15 protein-coding genes are annotated in these 20671 nt (G+C 62.8%); 4 read left to right on the top strand and 11 right to left on the bottom strand.

The features are described 5' to 3' along the window. Window positions 1–14: 14 nt before the first annotated feature. The 8 genes from QM996_RS20525 to QM996_RS20490 all read right to left on the bottom strand — a co-directional run bounded on the left by QM996_RS20525 (window position 15) and on the right by QM996_RS20490 (window position 7683). Window positions 15–251 (bottom strand): hypothetical protein, encoded by a 237-nt coding sequence (locus QM996_RS20525; RefSeq protein ID WP_334197908.1) that lies wholly within the window; start codon window positions 249–251, stop codon window positions 15–17. Window positions 252–273: 22 nt separating this feature from the next. Next, on the bottom strand, window positions 274–2256 hold the full coding sequence (locus QM996_RS20520; RefSeq protein ID WP_334197907.1) for an amidohydrolase: 1983 nt from the start codon (window positions 2254–2256) through the stop codon (window positions 274–276). Continuing rightward, window positions 2256–2549, bottom strand: a complete 294-nt coding sequence (locus tag QM996_RS20515) for a XapX domain-containing protein (RefSeq protein ID WP_334197906.1) — start codon at window positions 2547–2549, stop codon at window positions 2256–2258. Before QM996_RS20515 ends, QM996_RS20520 begins: the two co-directional genes overlap by 1 nt. A gap of 120 nt (window positions 2550–2669) precedes the next feature. After that, window positions 2670–3320: a hydrolase gene (locus tag QM996_RS20510; RefSeq protein WP_334197905.1), complete on the bottom strand. Its 651-nt coding sequence runs from the start codon at window positions 3318–3320 to the stop codon at window positions 2670–2672. Between the two features lie 145 nt (window positions 3321–3465). Further along, complete coding sequence (locus tag QM996_RS20505) at window positions 3466–4374, bottom strand: AraC family transcriptional regulator (protein WP_334197904.1); 909 nt, start codon at window positions 4372–4374, stop codon at window positions 3466–3468. A 245-nt stretch (window positions 4375–4619) separates the two neighbouring features. Further along, complete coding sequence (locus QM996_RS20500) at window positions 4620–5528, bottom strand: helix-turn-helix domain-containing protein (RefSeq protein ID WP_334197903.1); 909 nt, start codon at window positions 5526–5528, stop codon at window positions 4620–4622. A 135-nt stretch (window positions 5529–5663) separates the two neighbouring features. Next, window positions 5664–6554, bottom strand: a complete 891-nt coding sequence (locus QM996_RS20495; protein WP_334197902.1) for a helix-turn-helix domain-containing protein — start codon at window positions 6552–6554, stop codon at window positions 5664–5666. A gap of 229 nt (window positions 6555–6783) precedes the next feature. Continuing rightward, window positions 6784–7683: a LysR family transcriptional regulator gene (locus QM996_RS20490; RefSeq protein WP_334197901.1), complete on the bottom strand. Its 900-nt coding sequence runs from the start codon at window positions 7681–7683 to the stop codon at window positions 6784–6786. Window positions 7684–7862: 179 nt separating this feature from the next. On the opposite strand from QM996_RS20490, the gene QM996_RS20485 reads away from it, so the two are divergent. Then, window positions 7863–8495 carry an alpha/beta hydrolase gene (locus QM996_RS20485; protein ID WP_334197900.1) on the top strand — a complete coding sequence of 211 codons (633 nt, stop codon included), beginning with the start codon at window positions 7863–7865 and terminating at the stop codon, window positions 8493–8495. Between the two features lie 17 nt (window positions 8496–8512). Here QM996_RS20485 and QM996_RS20480 read toward each other — a convergent pair whose 3' ends face one another. Next, a complete protein-coding gene (locus QM996_RS20480; protein WP_334197899.1) occupies window positions 8513–10735 on the bottom strand; it encodes an aq_1923 C-terminal domain in 2223 nt (740 codons plus the stop codon). Between the two features lie 441 nt (window positions 10736–11176). Between QM996_RS20480 and katG the strand changes: the two genes are divergently transcribed. The 3 genes from katG (at window position 11177) to QM996_RS20465 (ending at window position 18141) form a co-directional block, all read left to right on the top strand. Beyond that, window positions 11177–13384: a catalase/peroxidase HPI gene (gene katG, locus QM996_RS20475; RefSeq protein ID WP_334197898.1), complete on the top strand. Its 2208-nt coding sequence runs from the start codon at window positions 11177–11179 to the stop codon at window positions 13382–13384. A 431-nt stretch (window positions 13385–13815) separates the two neighbouring features. Further along, a complete protein-coding gene (locus tag QM996_RS20470; protein ID WP_334197897.1) occupies window positions 13816–14928 on the top strand; it encodes an efflux RND transporter periplasmic adaptor subunit in 1113 nt (370 codons plus the stop codon). Between the two features lie 3 nt (window positions 14929–14931). Continuing rightward, complete coding sequence (locus tag QM996_RS20465; RefSeq protein ID WP_334197896.1) at window positions 14932–18141, top strand: efflux RND transporter permease subunit; 3210 nt, start codon at window positions 14932–14934, stop codon at window positions 18139–18141. 144 nt (window positions 18142–18285) lie between these two features. Here QM996_RS20465 and QM996_RS20460 read toward each other — a convergent pair whose 3' ends face one another. Continuing rightward, window positions 18286–19803: an FAD-dependent monooxygenase gene (locus tag QM996_RS20460; RefSeq protein WP_334197895.1), complete on the bottom strand. Its 1518-nt coding sequence runs from the start codon at window positions 19801–19803 to the stop codon at window positions 18286–18288. Window positions 19804–19924: 121 nt separating this feature from the next. Further along, window positions 19925–20653, bottom strand: coding sequence for a FadR/GntR family transcriptional regulator (locus QM996_RS20455; protein WP_334197894.1), 729 nt, complete (start codon window positions 20651–20653; stop codon window positions 19925–19927). Between the last annotated feature and the right edge of the window lie 18 nt (window positions 20654–20671).

The following is a 20671-nucleotide window of genomic DNA, read 5'->3' as shown; positions in this document are numbered from 1 at the left end:
AGGCGGTCTTCAACTCAACGGGGAGCCGGACCGCCCTCATCGCGTTTGCCGTCATTCGAGATGGCGATCGGGGTCTGGGACACGCCTTTGTAGTAGGCGCCATGCTTCGACGCCGGATGGTTCACCACGACCTTCGCCCAGGGGGGCCGGACGCCGGCCGTTGGCGAGGCTGAGGCGCAAACAGGAGCAAGCGACGAGTTGATCAGGATTGAGACCGCCACCATCGCCGCAGTCCCGACTATCGTTCTCATTTGGTATGCCCTCCGCTTTTCCTCACACGGCCCAGCACGAGCAGCCGAGCGCCCCGAAGAAGCCCTTGAGATCGACGATCGGCAGGCGCGACGTCCAGGCGCCGGCGTGGTCGTGGCCATGGACGCCGCAGTTGCTGGCGCAGCCACAGGAAGTGATCGCGGTCCGCCTGAGGGAATTCTTGCCGGCACCATCGGGCTCGCCCCAGGCGGCATAGCCGCCGAAGGTGCGCACCGGCGACCAGTCGGGCATCGCCGGCGCCAGCGGGTTTTCGTCGTGGGGCGCAAAATCTCCGGCTGCATAGACGATCTTGCCACCGACCATCGTCAGCTCCGAGGTGAGGAACGAGATCTCGTCCTCGGCGCAGTTGAAATAATCCTTGTTCGGCACGATCAGGTCGGCAAACTGCCCCTTCTCGATGCGCCCCTTCTTGCCCTCCTCGTTGGAGAACCACTGCACCTTTTCGGTCCACATCCTCAGCGCCGTTTCGCGGTCGAGACAATTGGCGCGCGGATAGAGCTGCGTGCCGCCGACGGTCTTGCCGGTGACCATCCAGGACAACGAGACCCAGGGATTGTAGGAGGCAACGCGGGTCGCGTCGGTACCGGCGGAAACCTTGACACCCTTTTCGAGCATCTTCGCCACCGGCGGGGTCGCCTCCGCCGCCCCATGGCCATAGCGCTCGACGAAATACTCGCCTTGATAGGCCATGCGATGCTGGACGGCGATGCCGCCACCGAGTGCGGCGATCCGGTCGATTGACCGGTCGGAAATCGTCTCGGCATGGTCGAAGAACCAGTTGATTCCGGAGAGCGGGATCTCCTGGTTGACCTTCTCGAAAACGTCGAGCGCGCGGGTGATCGTCTCGTCATAGGTCGCATGCAGCCGCCAGGGCCAACGGTTCTCGGCCAGGATCCGGACGACCGCTTCGAGTTCGCCCTCCATTTCCGGCGGCATGTCCGGACGCGGCTCGCGGAAGTCCTCGAAATCAGCGGCCGAGAAGACCAGCATCTCGCCGGCGCCATTGTGGCGGAAGTAGTCGTTGCCCTGCTTGTATTTGACCGAGGAAGTCCACTTCAGGAAGTCTTCCTTCTCCTGCTTCGGCTTCTGGGTAAAGAGGTTGTAGGCGAGGCGCACGGTCATCTGGCCCTCGTCCGAGAGCTTCTGGATGACGGCATAGTCATCCGGGTAGTTCTGGAAGCCGCCGCCGGCATCGATGACGCCGGTCACCCCGAGCCGGTTGAGCTCGCGCATGAAATGGCGGGTCGAGTTGACCTGATAGTCGAAGGGCAGTTTCGGCCCTTTGGCGAGCGTCGAATAGAGGATGCCGGCATTGGGCTTTGCAAGCAGGAGACCGGTCGGGTTGCCGTTGGCGTCACGGCTGATCTCGCCGCCCGGGGGGTTGGGCGTGTCCTTGGTATAGCCGACCGCCCGAAGGGCTGCGGCATTGAGCAGCGCCCGGTCATAGAGATGCAACAGGAACACCGGCGTATCGGGGGCGATCGCGTTGATCTCGTCGATGGTCGGCAGCCGCTTCTCCGCGAACTGGTGCTCCGTGAAGCCGCCGACGACGCGCACCCATTGCGGCGCCGGCGTGATCGCCACCTGCCGCTTCAGCATGTCCATTGCATCGGCGAGCGAGCGCACCCCGTCCCAGCGCAGTTCCATGTTGAAGTTCAACCCGCCGCGCACGACGTGGGTGTGGTTGTCGTTGAGACCCGGCAGAACGCGTTTGCCCTTGAGATCGATCTTTTTCGTGGCTGACCCGGCCAGCGCCATGATCGTCCGGTCGTCGCCGACGGCGAGAATGAAGCCGTCCTTGATCGCAATCGCGGTCGCAGCCGGATTGGCGCGGTCGAGCGTCGTGACAAGGCCGTTGTGGAGGATCAGGTCGGGCGTCATCGAGGTGTCTCCGGTCTGTTGGGCGCCGGCGCTACGGACCGACGAAAAAAGGGCAGGCAGGGCAAGCGATGATGCCGCGCCGAGAAAGGAGCGTCGCGTCGGCATCATCCGATCCTTTCATCGTTGATCGCCGCGTCCTTCGCCTTGCCGGCGGTGGGCTGTGCGCCGCCAGGGAGGTGGCCGAACATGTGCGGCATGCATTGCAGATTGAACCAGCTGAGATTGACCGATTCACCCGACAGGGCGCGCTTGACCAGCGGGACGGATTGCTCCCCGACGAGGATGCCGAGCAGTCCGACCAGCGCGATGACGGGCGGCGCCGGCGAGCGGACGTTCAAGAGGGAATAGATGACGCCAACCAGCACTCCGGCTCCGAGCGAGAGAAGATACATCTTCATCGCCAACTCCTTCACGAATGACATTGCCGCCCCGGCGACCGCAAGCACGGCCAGAGCGTTCATCCAGGGCGCCGCGCGTTCAGAGGAACGCGCGGCGCCCACTTGGATCAGAGCGTCCCGTCAGTGCCCTTCGGAAGCGCCGAACATCGACTTGGCGTAGATGATGCCGAGGCCATAGGCGCCGCCGAACTTCTTGGCGATGCCGGTGGTCATGTCGTAGGTCTCGGCGCGCGCCCAGTCGCGCTGAAGCTCGAGCATGTATTGCAGCGAGGTCATCGGCCGCACACCGGCCTGCACCATGCGGTCCATCGCGCGCTCGTGCGCCTCGTCGGAGACGTCGCCGCAGGCGTCCGCAATGACATAGACTTCAAAACCCTGGTCGAGCGCCGACAGCGTCGGACCGACGATGCAGACCGAGGTCCAGAGCCCGCACATGACGAGGCGCTTCTTGCCGATGCGGTTGACCTCTTCGATCACCGCCGCGTCTTCCCAGGTGTTCATCGAGGTGCGGTCCAAAAGCTTCTGGCCCGGGAAGGCATCGGTGATCTCGGAGAACATCGGACCGGAGAAGGTCTTCTCGGCAACGGTGGTGAGAATGGTCGAAACGCCGAATCCCGCCGCCGCATGGGCGACCAGCGCCGCATTGTTGCGCAAGAGAACCGCGTCGATCGATTTGGTCGCAAAGGACATCTGCGACTGGAAGTCGATCATGATCAGGGTGTGGTCCCTGGGCGAGACGAGGAGTTTGCCGGGGGTCGCTGTCGCGGACATGGTCATGGCCTCTTTCTGTTGAAACTGACTCCGATCGGAGAGGCCCAATTATGCCGCCGGCGGCCATGCCGTTCTTGTCGCCAAAGATGGATTTTTGAAAGTTTCGCTCGCCTTGCCGCGGCGGGACGCCTGTGCCTTCAGAGGGTTACGACTGCCGGTTGCGCCGCCACTGACGCGGTGTGGCCCCGACCGCCTGGACGAAGGCACGGGTAAAATGGCTTTGATCCGAAAAGCCGCAGGTGGTGGCGATCTCGCTCAGCGATGTGGAGGAGAATTGCAGCAGGTCCTTGGCCTTTTCGATCCTTTGCTGCAGCAGCCAGCGATACGGCGTGCTCCCCATGGTCTCCCGAAAAGCGCGAAGAAAAGCAGCCTGCGACAGGTTGCAGGTCGAGGCCAGCTCCTCGACGGTGAGCTCGCCGTCGAGACGGGCCTGCACGAGTTCGCGGATCTTTGCCTGGCAGCGCTGCGAGAGCCTGCGTCCCCCCGCCAACCTATCGCCGCGGCCGTTGCCGTACTGCCGCACCATATGCACGCCGATTGCGACCGAGAGCTGGTCGACGAACAGGGCGCTTCGATCCGTGTGGCCGTCCACCGACGCAAACAAGGCGCCGAGCATGCCGCCGAGAACAGGATCGGGCGAGCCGGAAATGGATCTGAGCTCGCTGACACCGGTAAGACTTGCAGCATCCGCAATGCGCTGCAGCGCACCGTAGCCGATTTCAAGCAGGGTGAAGTCGAAGGACCCTTTCAGATCCGCCTTGTAATCGTCAGCGAAGTTCCTGACGTAAATCGAGTTCTGGCCGAATTCCTGGATCGCCGAGTGATGCTCCCCGAAGACCCGGCGGCTATGGCCGCCTGCAAGCGACAGGCCAATGAGATATCCCCGCCCATTGCCGGGCGTCGTGACCCGGCCCGGCGGCCCCGCAAGCGATCGCTTGCGATAAAAGACCATGTCGCGGCCTTCGATCGTCCTGTCGTCATCGAGTTGGTCCAGCGAGCATCCGAGGCTGTCGCGCGGTCGTGTTCCGGCCAAGGCAGCGGAGGCATTCGTCATCGTCTTCGCTCCTGTTTGTCGCGACCACCCACTAAAACCGCTTGCAGCGCCGATGAAAACGAAAAGCGCGGATCCAGACCAACCGCGCCGATCGCGGCGCGCTTGAAACGCTTGCACGCAATACATTCTCATATTCACCAAGTCGTCTGCAGGAGCGGCCCATGATTGCCCCGACCGCAGCGGCATTCTTGCACGCTTTTCATGTATTTTGAATGATCCGCATGAGGGCGCGCCCTCTTTTCGCGCTATTGCTGAGATCGATCGGCCGCCACGCTGACGGAGCGGTTCTTTTTCCTGAAACGCGCCGGCGTTTCCCCCGTCTGGCTAGTGAAAACTCGGGTCATGTGGCTCTGGTCGGCAAAACCGCAGTGAATCGCGATTTCGGCAAGAGGGGTGTCCTGAAGCAGACATTCCTTGACCCGCGCGATCCGATATTCGGTCAACCACCTGGAAGGCGTGCGCCCGAAGCTCTCCTTGAAAGCCTTGTTGAAATAGCTGCGCGAGAGCTCGCACTGGGCCGCGAGATCGCCGATCGAAAACGCCTTGTTGAAGTGTGCGACCAGAAATTCGGTTGCCTGCCTCTCCTGCCAGGGCGCCAGCGTGCCTTTCTTGTCGACAGGGAAATGCAAGCCGCCATAGGTCTGGCTGAGATGAGCCAGCGCCGCGAGGTTGATCTGTTCGACGAAAAGCAGATTGGCCCGGTCCGGCTCGTCGAGCGAAGGCAACAGTGCCTGGGCAAGGCCGAACATCACCGGATCGACCCGTCCCTGCACCGGCGAGAGCGACACATACTCGCCGCGCCCCGCCCTCTCGGTGAAGGTCCGCATGCAGGCAAAAGGGATGTGGAAGCGGACATTGTCGAAGGGAGACAAATGGTGGCACTGCCATTGATCCCGAAGGTCGGTGATCGCGAGCGATGCCTTTGAGTGCCCGCCTTCGTAGACGAGCTCGCCACGGCGCCACAGCCGATGCGTCTCGAAATCGCGCAGCTGGACGATGACGTTGAAGGCGTCGGCGACGGGGATCATCGGCCCGAGCTCCAGATCGAATCGATCCGAGAAGGTTCTCGTCACGGTGATCTCGCCCGCGCTGATTTTTTTGACAGTGGGGCGCGACGTGCGATCGCCGGCGCTCATTCCCTCATGCAAGGCCATCGGTCACGCTCTCCCGATTTCCAGCTCGGTCGCCCGGTTCAGGGGCCGGGCAGATGCTACACCGGTTGGCCACCACATGACAGCGGCAATTCCCGCAGCGCTTCTCAGGGCTTCATGGGTCAACGTCGTATCCCCTCACTGCAGCCAGCGCGCACGCCAGACGGCGGGCGTCACCCCTGTCACTTCGCGAAAGGCTTCGATGAAACGCGTCTCGTCGGCATAGCCGCAACTGGCAGCGACTTTGGCGCACGACCAGCCCTCCTCGATCAGGTAGCGTTTCGCTCGACCGATCCTGTAGCGTATCAACCACTCTTCCGGCGTCTGTCCGGTCACGGCCACGAAGGCTGCGGCAAAGTCGCCCTCCGAGAGGTTCGCGGCCGCGGCCGCCGCCGCCATCGAAAAGTCCTTGGCCCAATGGTCGACCATGAAGTCCTTGGCCGCCTTCTCCTGCCATACGGACAGATCCGGGCCGCCGGATAGAGTGGCGCGATCCGGGTAGGAGTGCAGGAGATGTGCGCAGATGGCGACGGCGATATGCTGCAGCACCGGGCCCGGTTCGCTCTCGCTCTCGGCAAGCAGCGGCAACAGGGCCAAGGCAAGATTGTGCATGACGTCATCGATCTCGCCGCGGCGGCACCGGAGAGCGGTGGCGGCGGGAGCGTGCGAGAACTCCGAGACTTCGCGGAACAAGGCCCGCGGCAGATGAAAGGCGAGTGAATCGAGATCGCTGACAAGCCGGATGCTGGCGCCCTGAACGAGATCGACGAGACAGATCGATCCTTGCCGGTAACGGCGAATTTCACTGTCGCTTTCGCCCGCAACCACATCGCAATGCATGACGTCCTTGAAATAGAACATCAGGAAATAGGCGTCGTCCGCGGGAAGCGACACGACACGGCTCAATGCTCCATTGAGCCTGCACTGCAGACGTGTCACCGAAAACCGGGCGTCACGGACGGGCCGAACCGTGAGCGATCGCGCCTTCGGCTCGCCGAAATGCGCTCCAATGCCATTCGGATCTGTCATAACCTGCCGTCCACCCGCGCCTCCTGGCGATGGAGTTCATTCCTCGCGTGCAACCGGCCCCAACGCTTGATCGACCCGATGGCGAACGCACAGGGGATCATCTCGCGATTGCCGTCCATGTCAGGGAAACATGCGGGGCGCTGCCGCCAATTTCTTGTATCCTTTGCTCACATTTAGCCGCAAACGACTCCGTTTTGACGGAAAATCCGTACGACATGAACCGATCAGCCTAGAGCGGTCGCGTTTCGGTGACGTAGCTCTCGAAGAAATCCGAGAACTTGGCAACCCTCAGCGGCAGCCGTTCATAAGGCGGATAATAGAGCGTGAGCCACAGTTGCGGGGCCTCCCACGCGTCGAGGATCTGCTTGAGCGCGCCCGTTGCCAGCGCATCCTCGACGATGAAAAGCGGCAAGAGCGCGATGCCCTCTCCATTTTCCGCAAGCCTCGCGACGAACTCGCCATTGTTGGCAGCCAAGGTCTGGCCGGCCCTGACCCTTCGCGTCCGGCCCTGGGATGTCAATTCCCAGGTCTCCGAGATCGCCTGTCCGTCATAGGCAAGGCACCCGTGACGGTCGAGATCATCCGGCGTCTGCGGGGATCCATATCTGGCGAGGTAACCGGGCGACGCGACCAGCACACGTCGCACCGGGCAAATCCGGCGCCAGATCGTCGATTTGTCGCGCGGTGGTTCCGACACGCGGACCGCAAGATCGAAATCCTCGGCCACGATGTCGATGAGCCGGTCGGTCAGCGACAGCGAAATTTGCGTGCCTGGATGCTCGGCGCGAAAGCCGGTAACGATATCGGGCAGGATGTGCTGGCCGAGCGACAGCGGCGCGTTGACGCGGATCAGTCCGGCGACGTCGCCGTGCTGCTCACGCAGGTCCTCGCGCGCTTCATCGAACTGGCGGATCAATGGCTCGATGCGCGCCGCGTAGACCGCGCCGGCCGAGGTCAATGATACCTGGCGTGTCGTGCGCAGCAGCAACTGAACCCCGAGGTCGTCTTCCAAAGCACCGACCGCGCGGGTGACGCTTGGCGCCGTCATCGAAAGCTGGCGCGCTGCGGCGGTAAAGCTTCGCTGTTTCGCGACCGCCAGGAAGACGCGGATATCACTCAAATCGCTCATGCGAAATAATTGCAATAAATGCAATGATATTGTCAACATTATTGCTATTCTTTTTGGTTATGAATGCCCTGATCCTTGTCTCGGGAGAAGCGCGACGCGTGGCGTGCTGACCGGGATCAGGCAGAAGTGACTGCTGCCTCGACGACGGCCTTTCGATCTCCCACATCGGGAGTGGCAGCATGACGATCTCACGTTTCGACGAGCAGGTGGAACGGTTCAGGCACGACGTACCGATCGTCTTTGCTTTTTGCGATCCCGGTCCGGACGATCCGATCGCCGGGTTGATCGCCAGCATCCTACCGGATGCCAAGGTATTTTCGTTCAATAAAGGCACGAGAGATACCGATCCCGCGCGCCCTTCCCGGCTCAGCGGCGCGATGCCCGATATGCAGGCATTCGCTGCCCATGTGGAAGACTTGGCAACCGTCGTCACCGATAAGCGGCGCCTATATCCTGGCAGGGCCGCCTACGGGATCGGCTGCACGACCGGAGCGACGGTGCTCACGGCGCTCCTGATCAAACACCCCGATCTGTTCGATCGCGCCGCCTTGTTGCATCCCCTCGTTGCGTGGACGCCGCCCGGCAATGCCGGGCTTGCAGGCAAACCGGTCCTGGTCACGGGCGGCCAGGACGATCCGGCTCGCCCATTGGCGCTTACCGAACGGCTGGTCGACTATCTTGCGGGACAAAAGGCTGATGTCCGAGCCCTCTACAATCGTGGCGGGCACGAGATCGGACCGGAAGAAATGATGGCACTGCGAGAATTCCTAGAGGAACCCATAGTCAGAAGAGGCGCAGGCCGCGTCGGCTGACGCGGCCCGCAATCGCGTTACTGTGCCGTGGCTTCGAGGTCGACCTTGTCGAGCAGAAGCGCGGGGTTTTCTGCAGCGCCCATCAGTTCGAGGGCGCCGATCCCGGCTTCATCCTTGGCCCTGACCTTCAGGGTGAAGGCGCCAGGCTTGCTGATGAACTGGGTAAACGCAGTTGCCGCGTCCTGAAGCTTCGGCTGGGTGGCAGCAAAATGCTGCACGCCTGCGCTCGTCATCAGCACGAGGAGCCCACGAACGCTGTCCTCGGTCATGTGGTTGTCCTCGGCATAGAGCTTGATGCCCTTGGCCAAGATGCCCTTGTCTTCAAGCTTGAGCGTGGCTTCCCGGGCCGTGAGGCCGAAGAGGGCCACCTGCGCAGCGGTCATGTCGCCGGAGAAGAAATCCTTGCTGGCGCCGCCCATCAAGCCGGAGAAGGAGAAGCTGCCCATGTCCTTGCCGTTCACGGAGATGTCCTTGATGACGAGGTTCTCGTTCGGCTCATCCCAGGCGAGCTCGACGTTGGAGGAGAACACCAGCTTGTCGAAACCCAGCTTGCGCAGCGTCGCGAAACCCTCGTCCTGCGTATCAGCCGGCACCTGCACGCTGAGATCGCGGTAGCTGACCCGAACATCCGTCGGGATGCCGTTGCGCGGCTTGGTCAGAGCCAGTTCGTAACTGTCGAGCGTGAAGCGCACGCGTTCCGGGACCGAAGGCACGGCAGCCTGCTCGGCCGGCGCTTCGATCATCGGATCGTCCTGGGCATCGGCCGGGACCTCTGCCCCGGATGCGGCATCACCATCCGTCGAGGCATCGCCATCGGAGGAAGCATCACCATCGGTTGCCTCATCCGGCACGGGCTCGGTGCTGACGGACGGATCGGCCTCATTTTCGGTCGCGCTCGGGTCGCTGTCGATAATTTCGCTGTCCGTCAAGCTTGACGGTTCGGCGCCAGGCATGTCCACGTCCAGTCCGGCGATGCGGATCGTTCCGAACTCCGGCATCAGCGTCGTGAAGGGGAAGGTTTCAAATTCTTCCTCTTTCAGCCCCGCCAGCTTCGTGAGCGCCTCCATGGTCGGAGCCCAGGAGAAGCCCTTGATGCTTGCTTCGGCGAGCTTGACGTAGTCGGCACCTTCGCCAGCGGAAAGGCCATGGATGGAACCGTCGAAGCTGCGGCCATCGAGCTGCATCGCCATCTTGTCGACGGCGAGCTTGATGGTCTTGCCTTCTTCTTCGCTGCTCTTGTCCGGCGCTTCCATCTTGAGGCCCGACAACTCGATGTCGCCGTTGCCGATCATGTCGACGACCGAAAGAACGCGTTTGAAGAACGCCTGCCGTTCTGCCGGCGGCAACGCCTCGGGGTCCGTCACGCCTTTCAGTTTCTCGAGCGTTTCGAGCAGAGGCTCCGCTGGCATGCGCGCAGTGAAGCCTTTGCTGCGCACTTCGTCATAGCCGAACTTCGCCTTGCCGTCGGAGAAGGCAAGGTTCTTCACCGTGATCGGGCCATAGAGCGGCTTCGGCTCCTTGTCGTCCGGTCCAGCCTTTTCCGTGTAGATCCGCGCCAGGTAGGCCGCATCGAAGTTCTCGCCCGTGACGGCCCCGATCGAGCCGTTCATCTGTTCGCGCTTCGTTGCGCCTTCTCCGTCAGGAACATCCATGGCAAAGGCGAAGCTTGCGCCGCTGGCCGAATAACGGGCGACGCGGCCGCCGGCGATGTCCTCAAGGGCGAGATCCTTGTAGACCGTCTTCTGCTCGGTACCGGCCACATCCTGGCTGATTGTCGCCTCCGGCGCCGAGATCCGTTTCGCGGCAAAGCGCTCAATGCGTTTCAGGGTCGTCAACTCACCCTGCTCGCCTGCCTTGGAGAGCGCGCCAGCGAAGAAGTCCGGCTCCTCAATGACCGCATGCGGCACGGAAAACTTTCCTGCGGCGATGTCGAGTTCAAGTCCCTTCACGTCAAGCTTGCCGCTCAGGAAGAAGATCTTGGGACGGCCATCGATCGCGGCGACCTGTACGCTAGCGCCATTGGCAAAGGGCAGCGTCACGTCGCGCAGGTGAATGCGGCCGAGAAAGTCCGCCTCGACGGAGCCGGCCTTGCCACCACGCGCGGCGATGAACTTGTCGACCGACCTTTCGAGCATGAACTTGCCGCCGGTCACGCCGGCGGCCGCGATCGCAATCACTGCGACGGCCGCCCAAAGCGCTTTGCGACGGCCCTTGCCGGCCCCAGTTTCTGTCTCAGCCACGATGTCTGTCCTTTCATGACACGAAGAATGGATAGCTCTTAGAGTGTTTGCGGCTGTGACTAACCATTGATGCTTTTTTCCGCAAGTTTGGCGGGAGTGCCGTGCACCAATATTCTTGTGTGGGCTGCAATCGGCGAAAGCGCTCGGGCGTCATCAGAGATGCATGCAAGGCTGCAAGCATACGTTTGTTGCCCTGTCGCCCACCTCTAATAGGATTGTCTTATCGCCGCCATCAGGAAATCCAACTTAAATTAATGGAACCACTTTGATAGACTCCTCAGCGCAATGAAGGAGATGCAGCCAGTGGCCAGACCGCTTCGCGGAACGACAACCAGCGACGGCACAAAGAGTGTCGCAAGTCGGGCCCGGCAAACCGTTGGCCCGCACGGCCTGCTTTTCCTCTGACCCGCACAATTCACGTCATCGTAAAGGGAGATAGAAATGGACGCGAAAGCCGACAAAACGGGCAAATGTCCCGTCATGCACGGAGCTCAGACGAGCGCTCAATCCGCCGGCACCTCGAATCGTGACTGGTGGCCGAACCAGCTCAACCTGAAGATCCTGCACCAGAATTCCTCCCTTTCCGACCCGATGGGCGAAGCCTTCGACTATGCCGAGGAATTCAAGAAGCTCGACCTGCCGGCGGTGAAGAAGGATCTCTTCGCGCTGATGACCGATTCGCAGGATTGGTGGCCGGCCGACTTCGGTCACTACGGACCGCTGTTCATACGCATGGCCTGGCACAGCGCCGGTACCTACCGCACCGGCGACGGCCGCGGCGGCGCCGGTGCCGGGCAGCAGCGCTTCGCACCGCTCAACAGCTGGCCGGACAACGCCAACCTCGACAAGGCCCGCCGCCTCCTCTGGCCGATCAAGCAGAAATACGGCAACAGCATCTCTTGGGCCGACCTGATGATCCTCGCCGGCAACTGCGCGCTCGAATCGATGGGCTTCAAAACCTTCGGTTTCGCCGGCGGCCGTCCCGATGTGTGGGAACCGGAAGAGGACATCTACTGGGGCACGGAAAAGACCTGGCTCGACGACAAGCGCTATTCCGGCGACCGGGACCTCGAAAACCCGCTCGCAGCGGTGCAGATGGGCCTGATCTACGTCAACCCGGAAGGCCCGAACGGCAACCCGGACCCGCTTGCCGCCGCCAGGGACATTCGCGAGACCTTCGCCCGCATGGCGATGAACGACGAGGAAACCGTTGCGCTGATCGCCGGCGGCCACACCTTCGGCAAGACCCACGGCGCCGGTGATGCGGCCAATGTCGGCCGCGAGCCGGAAGGTGCGGGCATCGAGGAACAGGGCCTTGGCTGGGCCAGCACCTACGGCAGCGGCCGTGGCGGCGACACCATCACCAGCGGTCTCGAAGTCACCTGGACGACGACGCCGACCAAGTGGAGCAACAACTACTTCTGGAACCTCTTCGGCTACGAATGGGAACTGACGAAGAGCCCGGCCGGCGCCCACCAGTGGACGCCGAAGCATGGCATGGGCGCCGGCACCGTCCCGGATGCACATGACAAGTCCAAGCGTCACGCCCCGTCGATGCTGACGACCGACCTCGCGCTGCGCGTCGATCCGGCCTATGAGAAGATCGCGAGACACTTCTACGAGAACCCGGACGCTTTCGCCGACGCCTTTGCCCGCGCCTGGTACAAGCTGACGCACCGCGACATGGGTCCGCGCGCCCGCTATCTCGGCCCGGAAGTTCCGGCCGAAGAACTGATCTGGCAGGATCCCATCCCGGCCGTCGATCATCCGCTCGTTGACGCGAAGGATATCGCCGACCTCAAAGCCAAGATCCTCGCTTCGGGCCTTTCGGTCTCCGAGCTGGTTTCGACCGCCTGGGCCTCCGCCGCGACGTTCCGCGGTTCGGACAAGCGCGGCGGGGCCAACGGCGCTCGTATTCGCCTTGCGCCGCAGAAGGACTGGCAGGTCAACCAGCCGGCACAACTGGCAAAGGTTCTCGAAACCCTCGAAGGCATCCAGCGCGCCTTCAACGACGCGCAGTCCGGCGGCAAGAAAGTGTCGCTCGCCGACCTGATCGTGCTTGGCGGCGCCGCTGCCATCGAAAAGGCAGCGAAAGCAGCCGGCCATGACATCGAGGTTACCTTCGCGCCGGGTCGCATGGACGCCTCGCAGGACCAGACCGACGTCGATTCCTTCGCTGTTCTGGAGCCGATCGCAGACGGTTTCCGCAACTACCAGCGGACCCAATATGCGGTTTCGCCTGAAGAACTGCTGATCGACAAGGCTCAACTCTTGACGCTCACCGCGCCGGAGATGACCGTTCTCGTCGGGGGCTTGCGTGTTCTTGGCGCGAACCACGATCAGAGCAAGCACGGCGTCTTCACCGATCGTGCCGAAACGCTCAGCAACGACTTCTTCGTCAACCTGCTCGACATGAGCACGGTCTGGAAGGCGACGTCGGACGCGAAGGACGTGTTCGAGGGGCGCGACCGCAAGACCGGCGACGTCAAGTGGACGGCGACCCGCGTCGATCTCGTCTTCGGTTCGAATTCGCAGTTGAGGGCGATTGCGGAAGTCTACGGACAGGCGGATGCCAAGAAGAAGTTCGTGCGCGACTTCGTGGCCGCCTGGAACAAGGTGATGAACGCCGATCGCTTCGATCTCGCCTGATCCGTCCGGCTACACTATCGATTGCAGGTCCCGGCGTCACGCCGGGACCTGTTTCTTTAGAGCATCCGCTTGGAGCATCCGCACGAAGTTCATCACCTAAGGTTGCAAATCTTGCCCTGCGACCGCGACGGCGCAGCACACGTTAAACGATGGGCGTCGAGTGGCAGGCTCAACCGTTCCGCCATGGACCGCGCACCAGCACACACTTTCGCCCCGGACGGGGCACACGGTGCAAACCATTGCTTTTGTGACAAGTTCTCCTTCGGGCCATCCGTTTTCGGCAAACCCCTCCCATTTATGTGTCCGGCACCTTATCAACCAAAGATTGCGTGACTTGAAGCAGAGAACGTGTTCTGATTTCAATGCAACGAGGGCGCCTGCCCAGGCGCGCAGAAGTCATCTCAAGCTGTTTCGTTCAGGGGGAACGTTGCATGCGTCATACGAGAATCCGTGCAGCTTCAATTACATCAACGCTTCTGGTCGCAGTTGGTCTCACGGCGCAGACGGCCCTAGCGCAGCAGGCTCCGGCGGTGGTCGTGGCGCCGGCGGCAATCATGGACTTGCGCGAGAGCGTCGACCTAACCGGCAAAGTCACCGCCATTCAGAGAGTCGATGTACGCGCCCGCGTTTCGGGCTTCCTCGAGGCGGTCAACTTCACAGAGGGGCAGAAAGTCACCGCTGGCACGGTGCTCTACCAGGTCGAAGACGGCGCCTATCGCGCCGCCGTCCAGGAGATCGAGGGACAGATCGAAGCGGCGGAGGCCGCCAAGGAACTTGCCATCCTCGAGCGTGACCGCGCCGAGCAACTGCTGACGACCAAGACGATTTCTCAGGCCAAGGTCGACGAGGCCCATGCCGAGGTCAGGAAAGCCGAAGGCGATCTGGTGCGGCTCAAGGGCAGCAAGGACAATGCCGAGCTCAACCTCTCCTATACGAAGATCGTCGCTCCCTTCGACGGCATCATCGGCCTGACATCGGCCGACGTCGGCGCGCTCGTCGGCCCGGACAGCGGGCCGTTGGTGACGCTGACCCGACTTGATCCCATTTATGTCCAGTTCCCTGTGGCGACCGCCCTCTACCTCACCTATCGCGAGCGTGTGCTGAAGGGCGAGATCAGCGGCGGCGCCAATGTCGGGCTCGGGCTGCCGAACGGCACGGAATACAAGCAGAAGGGGACGATCAATTTCATCGCCAGCAATGTCTCGCAAGGGACGGACACGGTCACCGTGCGCGCCGAATTCCCCAATCCGGACAGCATATTGCTCGACGGGGCCCTGGTGCGTGTCATGCTTGAACAATCCGACAAGCAGGAGGTTCTTGCCGTGCCGCAGCAGGCGATCCAGCGCGATCAGCAGGGCGCCTTCGTGCTTGTGGTCGACGCCAGTTCCAAAGTGGAGCTTCGCCGCGTCGATGTCACGCGCAACACGCGCGGCCGGGCCGTCATCGGCAAGGGCCTCAAGGAAGGCGAGAACGTCATCACCGAGGGGGCGGGCAAGGTCCGGCCGGGCATCACCGTCGATGCAGCCACGGCAGCAGGTGGCTGACCGATGATTTCAGAGATCTTTATCGATCGCCCGCGCTTCGCCACGGTCATTTCCATCGTGCTGACGCTGGCGGGCCTTCTTGCGCTCACCCGCCTGCCGATCGCGCAATTCCCCGACATCGTGCCGCCGCAGGTAAGCGTCACCGCAAGCTATCCCGGCGCCGGCGCCGACGTGGTCGAAACCACCGTCGCCCAGCCGATCGAGAGCAAGGTCGTCGGCGTCGACGACATGCTCTACATGAAGTCGACGAGCGGCGCCGACGGCTCCTATACGCTGACCGTCACCTTCGCCGTCGGTACCGACCCCGACATCGCCACCGTCAACGTCCAGAACCGCGTCTCGCTCGCCGAGGCCGGCCTGCCGTCCGAGGTCAAGCAGAGCGGCGTCAGCGTACGCAAGAAGTCCTCCGCGCTGATGCAGGTGATCACCATCTATGGTGCGGACGAGAAGCAGAACTTCGATTCCCTGTTCCTGTCCAACTACGCCACGATCAACGTGCTTGACACGGTCAAGCGCGTGCCCGGCGTCGGCGACGCCCAGCTCTTCGGTGCCCAGGACTACTCCATGCGCGTCGTGCTCGACATCGACCGGATGACGAGCCTTGACCTGACGCCGACGGACGTGATCAATGCGCTCAAGGCGCAGAACGTCCAGGCCGCGATCGGCCGCATCGGCGCACAGCCGATGACCGACGATCCGCTGTTCCAGTTAAATCTCCAGACGCAGGGCCGCCTCACCGACCCCAAGCAGTTCGAGGATGTAGTCCTGCGCGCAAGGCCCGAAGGTTCCTATGTGCGCATCCGCGACGTCGCGCGTGTCGAGCTCGGCGCTGCCAGCTCCGATTCCAACGCCCGCATCAACGGTAAGCCTGTCGCCATGATCGGCACCTATCAGGCGCCGGGCGCCAACGCGCTTGCCGCCGCCAAAGGCGTGCAGGACGCGATGGAACGATTGTCGAAGTCGTTCCCACCGGGCCTTACCTATTCGGTCTCCTACGACACGGCGCAATTCGTCGAGGCGAGCGTCGACAACGTCGAGGAAACGCTGTTCGAGGCCTTCGTCCTCGTCATTATCATCGTCTTCCTCTTCCTTGGAAACTGGCGGGCAACGCTGATCCCGCTCGTTGCGGTTCCGGTCGCGCTGATCGGCACCTTTGCGGTGCTGCTTGCCATGGGCTTCTCGCTCAACACCGTGTCGCTGCTCGCTCTGGTTCTGGCGATCGGTATCGTCGTCGACGACGCCATCGTGGTGGTTGAGAACGTCGAGCGGGTGATGGAGGAGAACCCGGGTCTCTCGGCGGCGGAAGCGGCGCGGCGCGCGATGAGCGAAATCACCGGCGCCATCGTCGCGATCACGCTCGTGCTGCTGTCGGTTTTCGTGCCGGTGGCCTTCATACCCGGCTTGAGCGGCCAACTGTTCCAGCAGTTCGCCGTCGCCGTTTCGGTATCGATGGTGATCTCGGCAATCAATGCGCTGACACTCAGCCCGGCGCTCTGCGCCGTGCTCCTGAAGCCGCATCACGGTCCAAAACGGGGCATTCTCGGCTATATCTCGCGCACCATCGACAAGGGGCGAGACGGCTATACCTATGTGGCCGGGCACATCGCCCGGCGCGCGATCATCGGCCTTGCGCTGCTGGCGCTCGCCTTCGTCGCGGCGGGCTCCCTGTTCCGCATCGTTCCAACAGGCTTCCTGCCGGCGGAAGACCAGGGCGCCTATTTCACCGAAATCCGCCTGCCGGAGGGCGCCTCCTACAACCGTACCGATGCGGTCGTGAAGCAAGTGGAGACGATGCTTGGCGGCATCGAGGGGGTCGCCAACGTGATCACCGTCACTGGCTACTCCTTCCTCGATGGCCTCTCAAAATCGAACTCCGCTTTCGCCATCGTAACGATGAAGCCCTTTGCGGAGCGCCTGAGTGCATCGGCCGGCGTCGAGACGGCGATCGCCACCACCATGGCCAAAGGACAAACGATCCGCGGTGCGCAGATCTTCGCCTTCAACCTGCCACCAATCATGGGTCTCGGCACAGGGTCGGGCTTCGAATACCAGTTGCTCGACTTGCAGGGCCGCTCAGTCACCGATCTTGCGGCGACTGCGGGAGGGCTGATCATTGCCGCCAACCAGAACCCAGCGCTCGGCCCCACCTTCACCACCTATTCGGCCAGTTCACCGCAACTCTATCTCAACATCGACCGCGATCGGCTGCAATCGCTCGGCGTCTCCGTCAGCGATCTCTTCACGACGCTGCAGGGCACGCTCGGCAGCTACTACGTCAACGATTTCAACCTCTTCGGCCGCACCTGGAAGGTAACGATGCAGGCGGCCCAGGCCGACCGAAACGCCGTCGACGACATTCAGCGCCTGCACGTGCGCAACGTGAACGGCGACATGGTCCCCGTCGCCTCGGTCGCCAAGGTCGACTATATCGTCGGTCCGCAGTCGATCGTGCGCTACAACAACTACCGCTCGATCACGCTGAACGGCCAGCCGTCCGCCGGCCATTCCTCGGGCGAAGCGCTGGCCGCTATGGAAGCGTTATCCGCCTCGACGCTGCCGCCCGGCTACAGCTACGAATGGACCGGGACGGCGCTGCAGGAACTGGAAGCGGCCGGCAAGACCACCGCGATCCTGGCTATGGCGGTGCTCTTCGCCTATCTCTTCCTCGTGGCGCTCTATGAGAGCTGGACGATCCCGGTACCGGTGCTGCTGTCGGTCGCCTTCGGCGTCTCGGGTGCGCTGCTGTCGGTGCTCGTCGCCGGTCTCTCCTTCGACATCTACGCCCAGATCGGCCTCGTGGTTCTGATTGCGCTCGCCTCGAAGAATGCGATCCTGATCGTCGAGTTCGCCAAGGCGCACCGCGAGGCCGGTGCGACCATCGTCGATGCGGCGATCGAAGGGGCTCGCGCCCGCTTCCGTGCCGTGATGATGACGAGCTTCGCCTTCATCGTCGGCCTGGTACCGCTGGTGATCGCCAAGGGCGCCGGCGAACTCAGCCGCCGCGCGGTCGGCACCGGCGTTGCCGGCGGCATGCTCGCCGCCGCTCTCGTCGGCATCTTCGTCATCCCGGCGCTTTACGTCGCCTTCCAGTGGCTGCGCGAACGCGGCCACAAGCTCGCCGGCATTTCCAAGCATCCAGCCGAAGCGCAGGGTGCCTCGGCTGAGAGCGGCATGAGGGAAGGAAAGTCTGAGACACCGGCCAGCCACGGTTAGGCTTGGGGCCAGACGACAACATCGAGACGGGGCCAATCTGGCCCCGTTGCTGCGTTCACCATTTCCAGTCGCAGCCCGTGTCGATCGAATTGCAAACAGACGAAAACCGCCTTCGGGACGTTCCGGCTCTGTTGCGGATGTCCGTCAGGACAGAGTGATCCCCTGCTCCGCCAGATAGGCGTCGAATAGCTCGGGTGCCTGCTTTTCGGCGGCGAGCGCCACGTAAGTATCCGGCCGCAGGAGATAGGCGGCATCCGCGGCCAAACCTGCCGTCCCGTGCGCCCTAGTCCATGGGAACACATGGAGCGGCACGCCACGCGCTCCGCACCAATCTCTCATCTCGTCACGCGGCGTGCCATAAACATGCACCTGCCAGGTGATGGCGGTGAGCGGCTGATAGTTGTCGCGGCCAGCCATATCGACCCAGGGAAGCCGGTCTCCGCCCTTCACTCCGGCGGCCGTGCCGCGGCTCAAGGGGCCACTGCGATAGTTCAGCTGGGTCTGCGAGAGTATCCGAAACAGAAACTCGCGGACACGGCCGATGCGGAAGGCGAGACCCGCCAGAATGGGAGCAATCTCGACACGCGAGACGTCCGCGAAACGGCTTTCGGCAGTCACGAAGGTAAACAGCCGATCAGTGGTCGCGACAAGCTGCCGCGCGATGCGGATGCGCTCGTGTTCATAACTGTCGAGCAGGCTGTCGGGCGCCTGTCCCTTCAACACTGCCGCAAGCTTCCAAGCAAGATTGATCGCATCGCCGATGCCGGTGTTCATGCCCTGGCCGCCGACGGGGCTGTGCACATGGGCAGCGTCACCCAGCAGGAAGACGTGTCCATGTCGAAAGCGATCAGCGACGCGATGATGGACGCGATAGGTCGAGAACCAATTGACCCTTTCGATCGTGAGCCGCAGGCGGTCCATCGCCCGGTGGCTGACATCCTCGAAGGTGAGCCTGTCCGCGTTCTCCCGTTCGTCGCGGACGAGGCCGATCAGACGCCCACGCCCCCTGGCATAGGCAAGCAGCGCAACAAAGTCGCTACTATCGAACGAAATATGCACCTCGCCATTGGCGGTGGAACCACTCGCATCGACATCGGCGACGTAGAAAGTCTGGTTATAAGTACTGCCTGCAAAACCGATCGCGAGCTTGTGCCGCACGGGCGAGCGCGCGCCGTCGCATCCCGCCAGGTATCGCGTGATTGAGACCTCCTCGCTGCCGTCGGGCAGCCGAAGATGCGCGCTCACCCGTCCGTCGGCGTCCTGGAAGCCGACAAGCTCGGTCTGCCGCTCGACCTTGACGCCCAGAGCTTCCAGCCGTGCGGCAAGCAGCCGCTCATGATGATCCTGCGGATAGACCAGGACAAATGGATAGGGCGTCAGCGTCGCACCGGTCGGACTGAAGGAAATCCGGGCCTTTGCCCTGCCCTTGGCCCAAAGATTGACCGATGGGTTGCGGTGCCCCGCTTCGATCACGGCAGATGCCAAATCGAGCTGGCAATAGAGCTCGAGTGTGCGGGCATGCACCACCATCGCCCGCGACGTCGGACCGGGGCCGGAATTCTTGTCGATAATACGGACCTTCACCCCCTGGGCGGTCAGCCAGAGGGCAAGCACCAGCCCCGTCGGTCCAGCGCCGACGATCAGCACATCCTGTTCCGTCATCCGGTTCTCCGCTCGCCTTCACCCGCAGCGGCAGCCTACGCACGGGTAACGAAGAAAGCCAAGCCGCGCAGAAAATGCCTTGTGGCCATGCGAAGCGAAACGTCCGGCGCTCACCTCCAGGTCAGTCGCGCACCCGCAAATTTGCGATCAACTGTTGCTGCCCCACGCGGATCACATGCTCCATTGCGCTTCGTGCACCTTCTTCGTTGCGGAGGCGGATTTCCTCGACGATGCGGATATGTGCGACGGCGACACGATCGATCTCGGCGCCATCGGTGGCCGTGTTGCTCAAGCGGAAAACGCCCATCAGAGCCGCCTCGATCAGGCTGCCCACCGTCTGCATGAACGGATTGAGCGACGCTTCGAGCAGGCGGAGATGGAATTCGAGATCGGCAATGGCCAGCGTCTGCGCGCTGTGACCGGCATCGCCCATGGCGACCGCCAGCCGCATCATGTGGGAGATATCGGCGTCGGTGGCCCGTCGTGCAGCCAGCCCGGCCGCATAGGGTTCCAAAGCGAGACGGACCTCGGTGACGTGGCGCAGGAACTCCTCATCGACACCGGCCCGGAAATGCCAGGAAAGCACGTCGCCATCGAAAAGGTTCCAGTTCGCCCGCGGCATCACGCGTGTGCCGATGCGAGCGCGCGCGACGACCAGCCCCTTGGCGGCGAGCGTCTTCATTGCTTCCCGCAGAACCGTGCGGGAGACGTTGAACCGTGCCGCAAGCTCCACGTCTCCGGGCAGAATGGCGCCGACGGCGAATTCCCCTGCGACGACCGCCTGGCCGAGCTCTTCAACCACGAGCCGGTGGCTCGTCCTCTTGCGCGGCGGCTGAAAGAATGGCCACATCGCACGATCCTTGCCCGG

This window comes from Sinorhizobium chiapasense (assembly GCF_045277575.1).
Lineage (GTDB): Bacteria > Pseudomonadota > Alphaproteobacteria > Rhizobiales > Rhizobiaceae > Ensifer > Ensifer chiapasense_A.
This window is presented reverse-complemented; position numbering and strand designations above follow the sequence as displayed.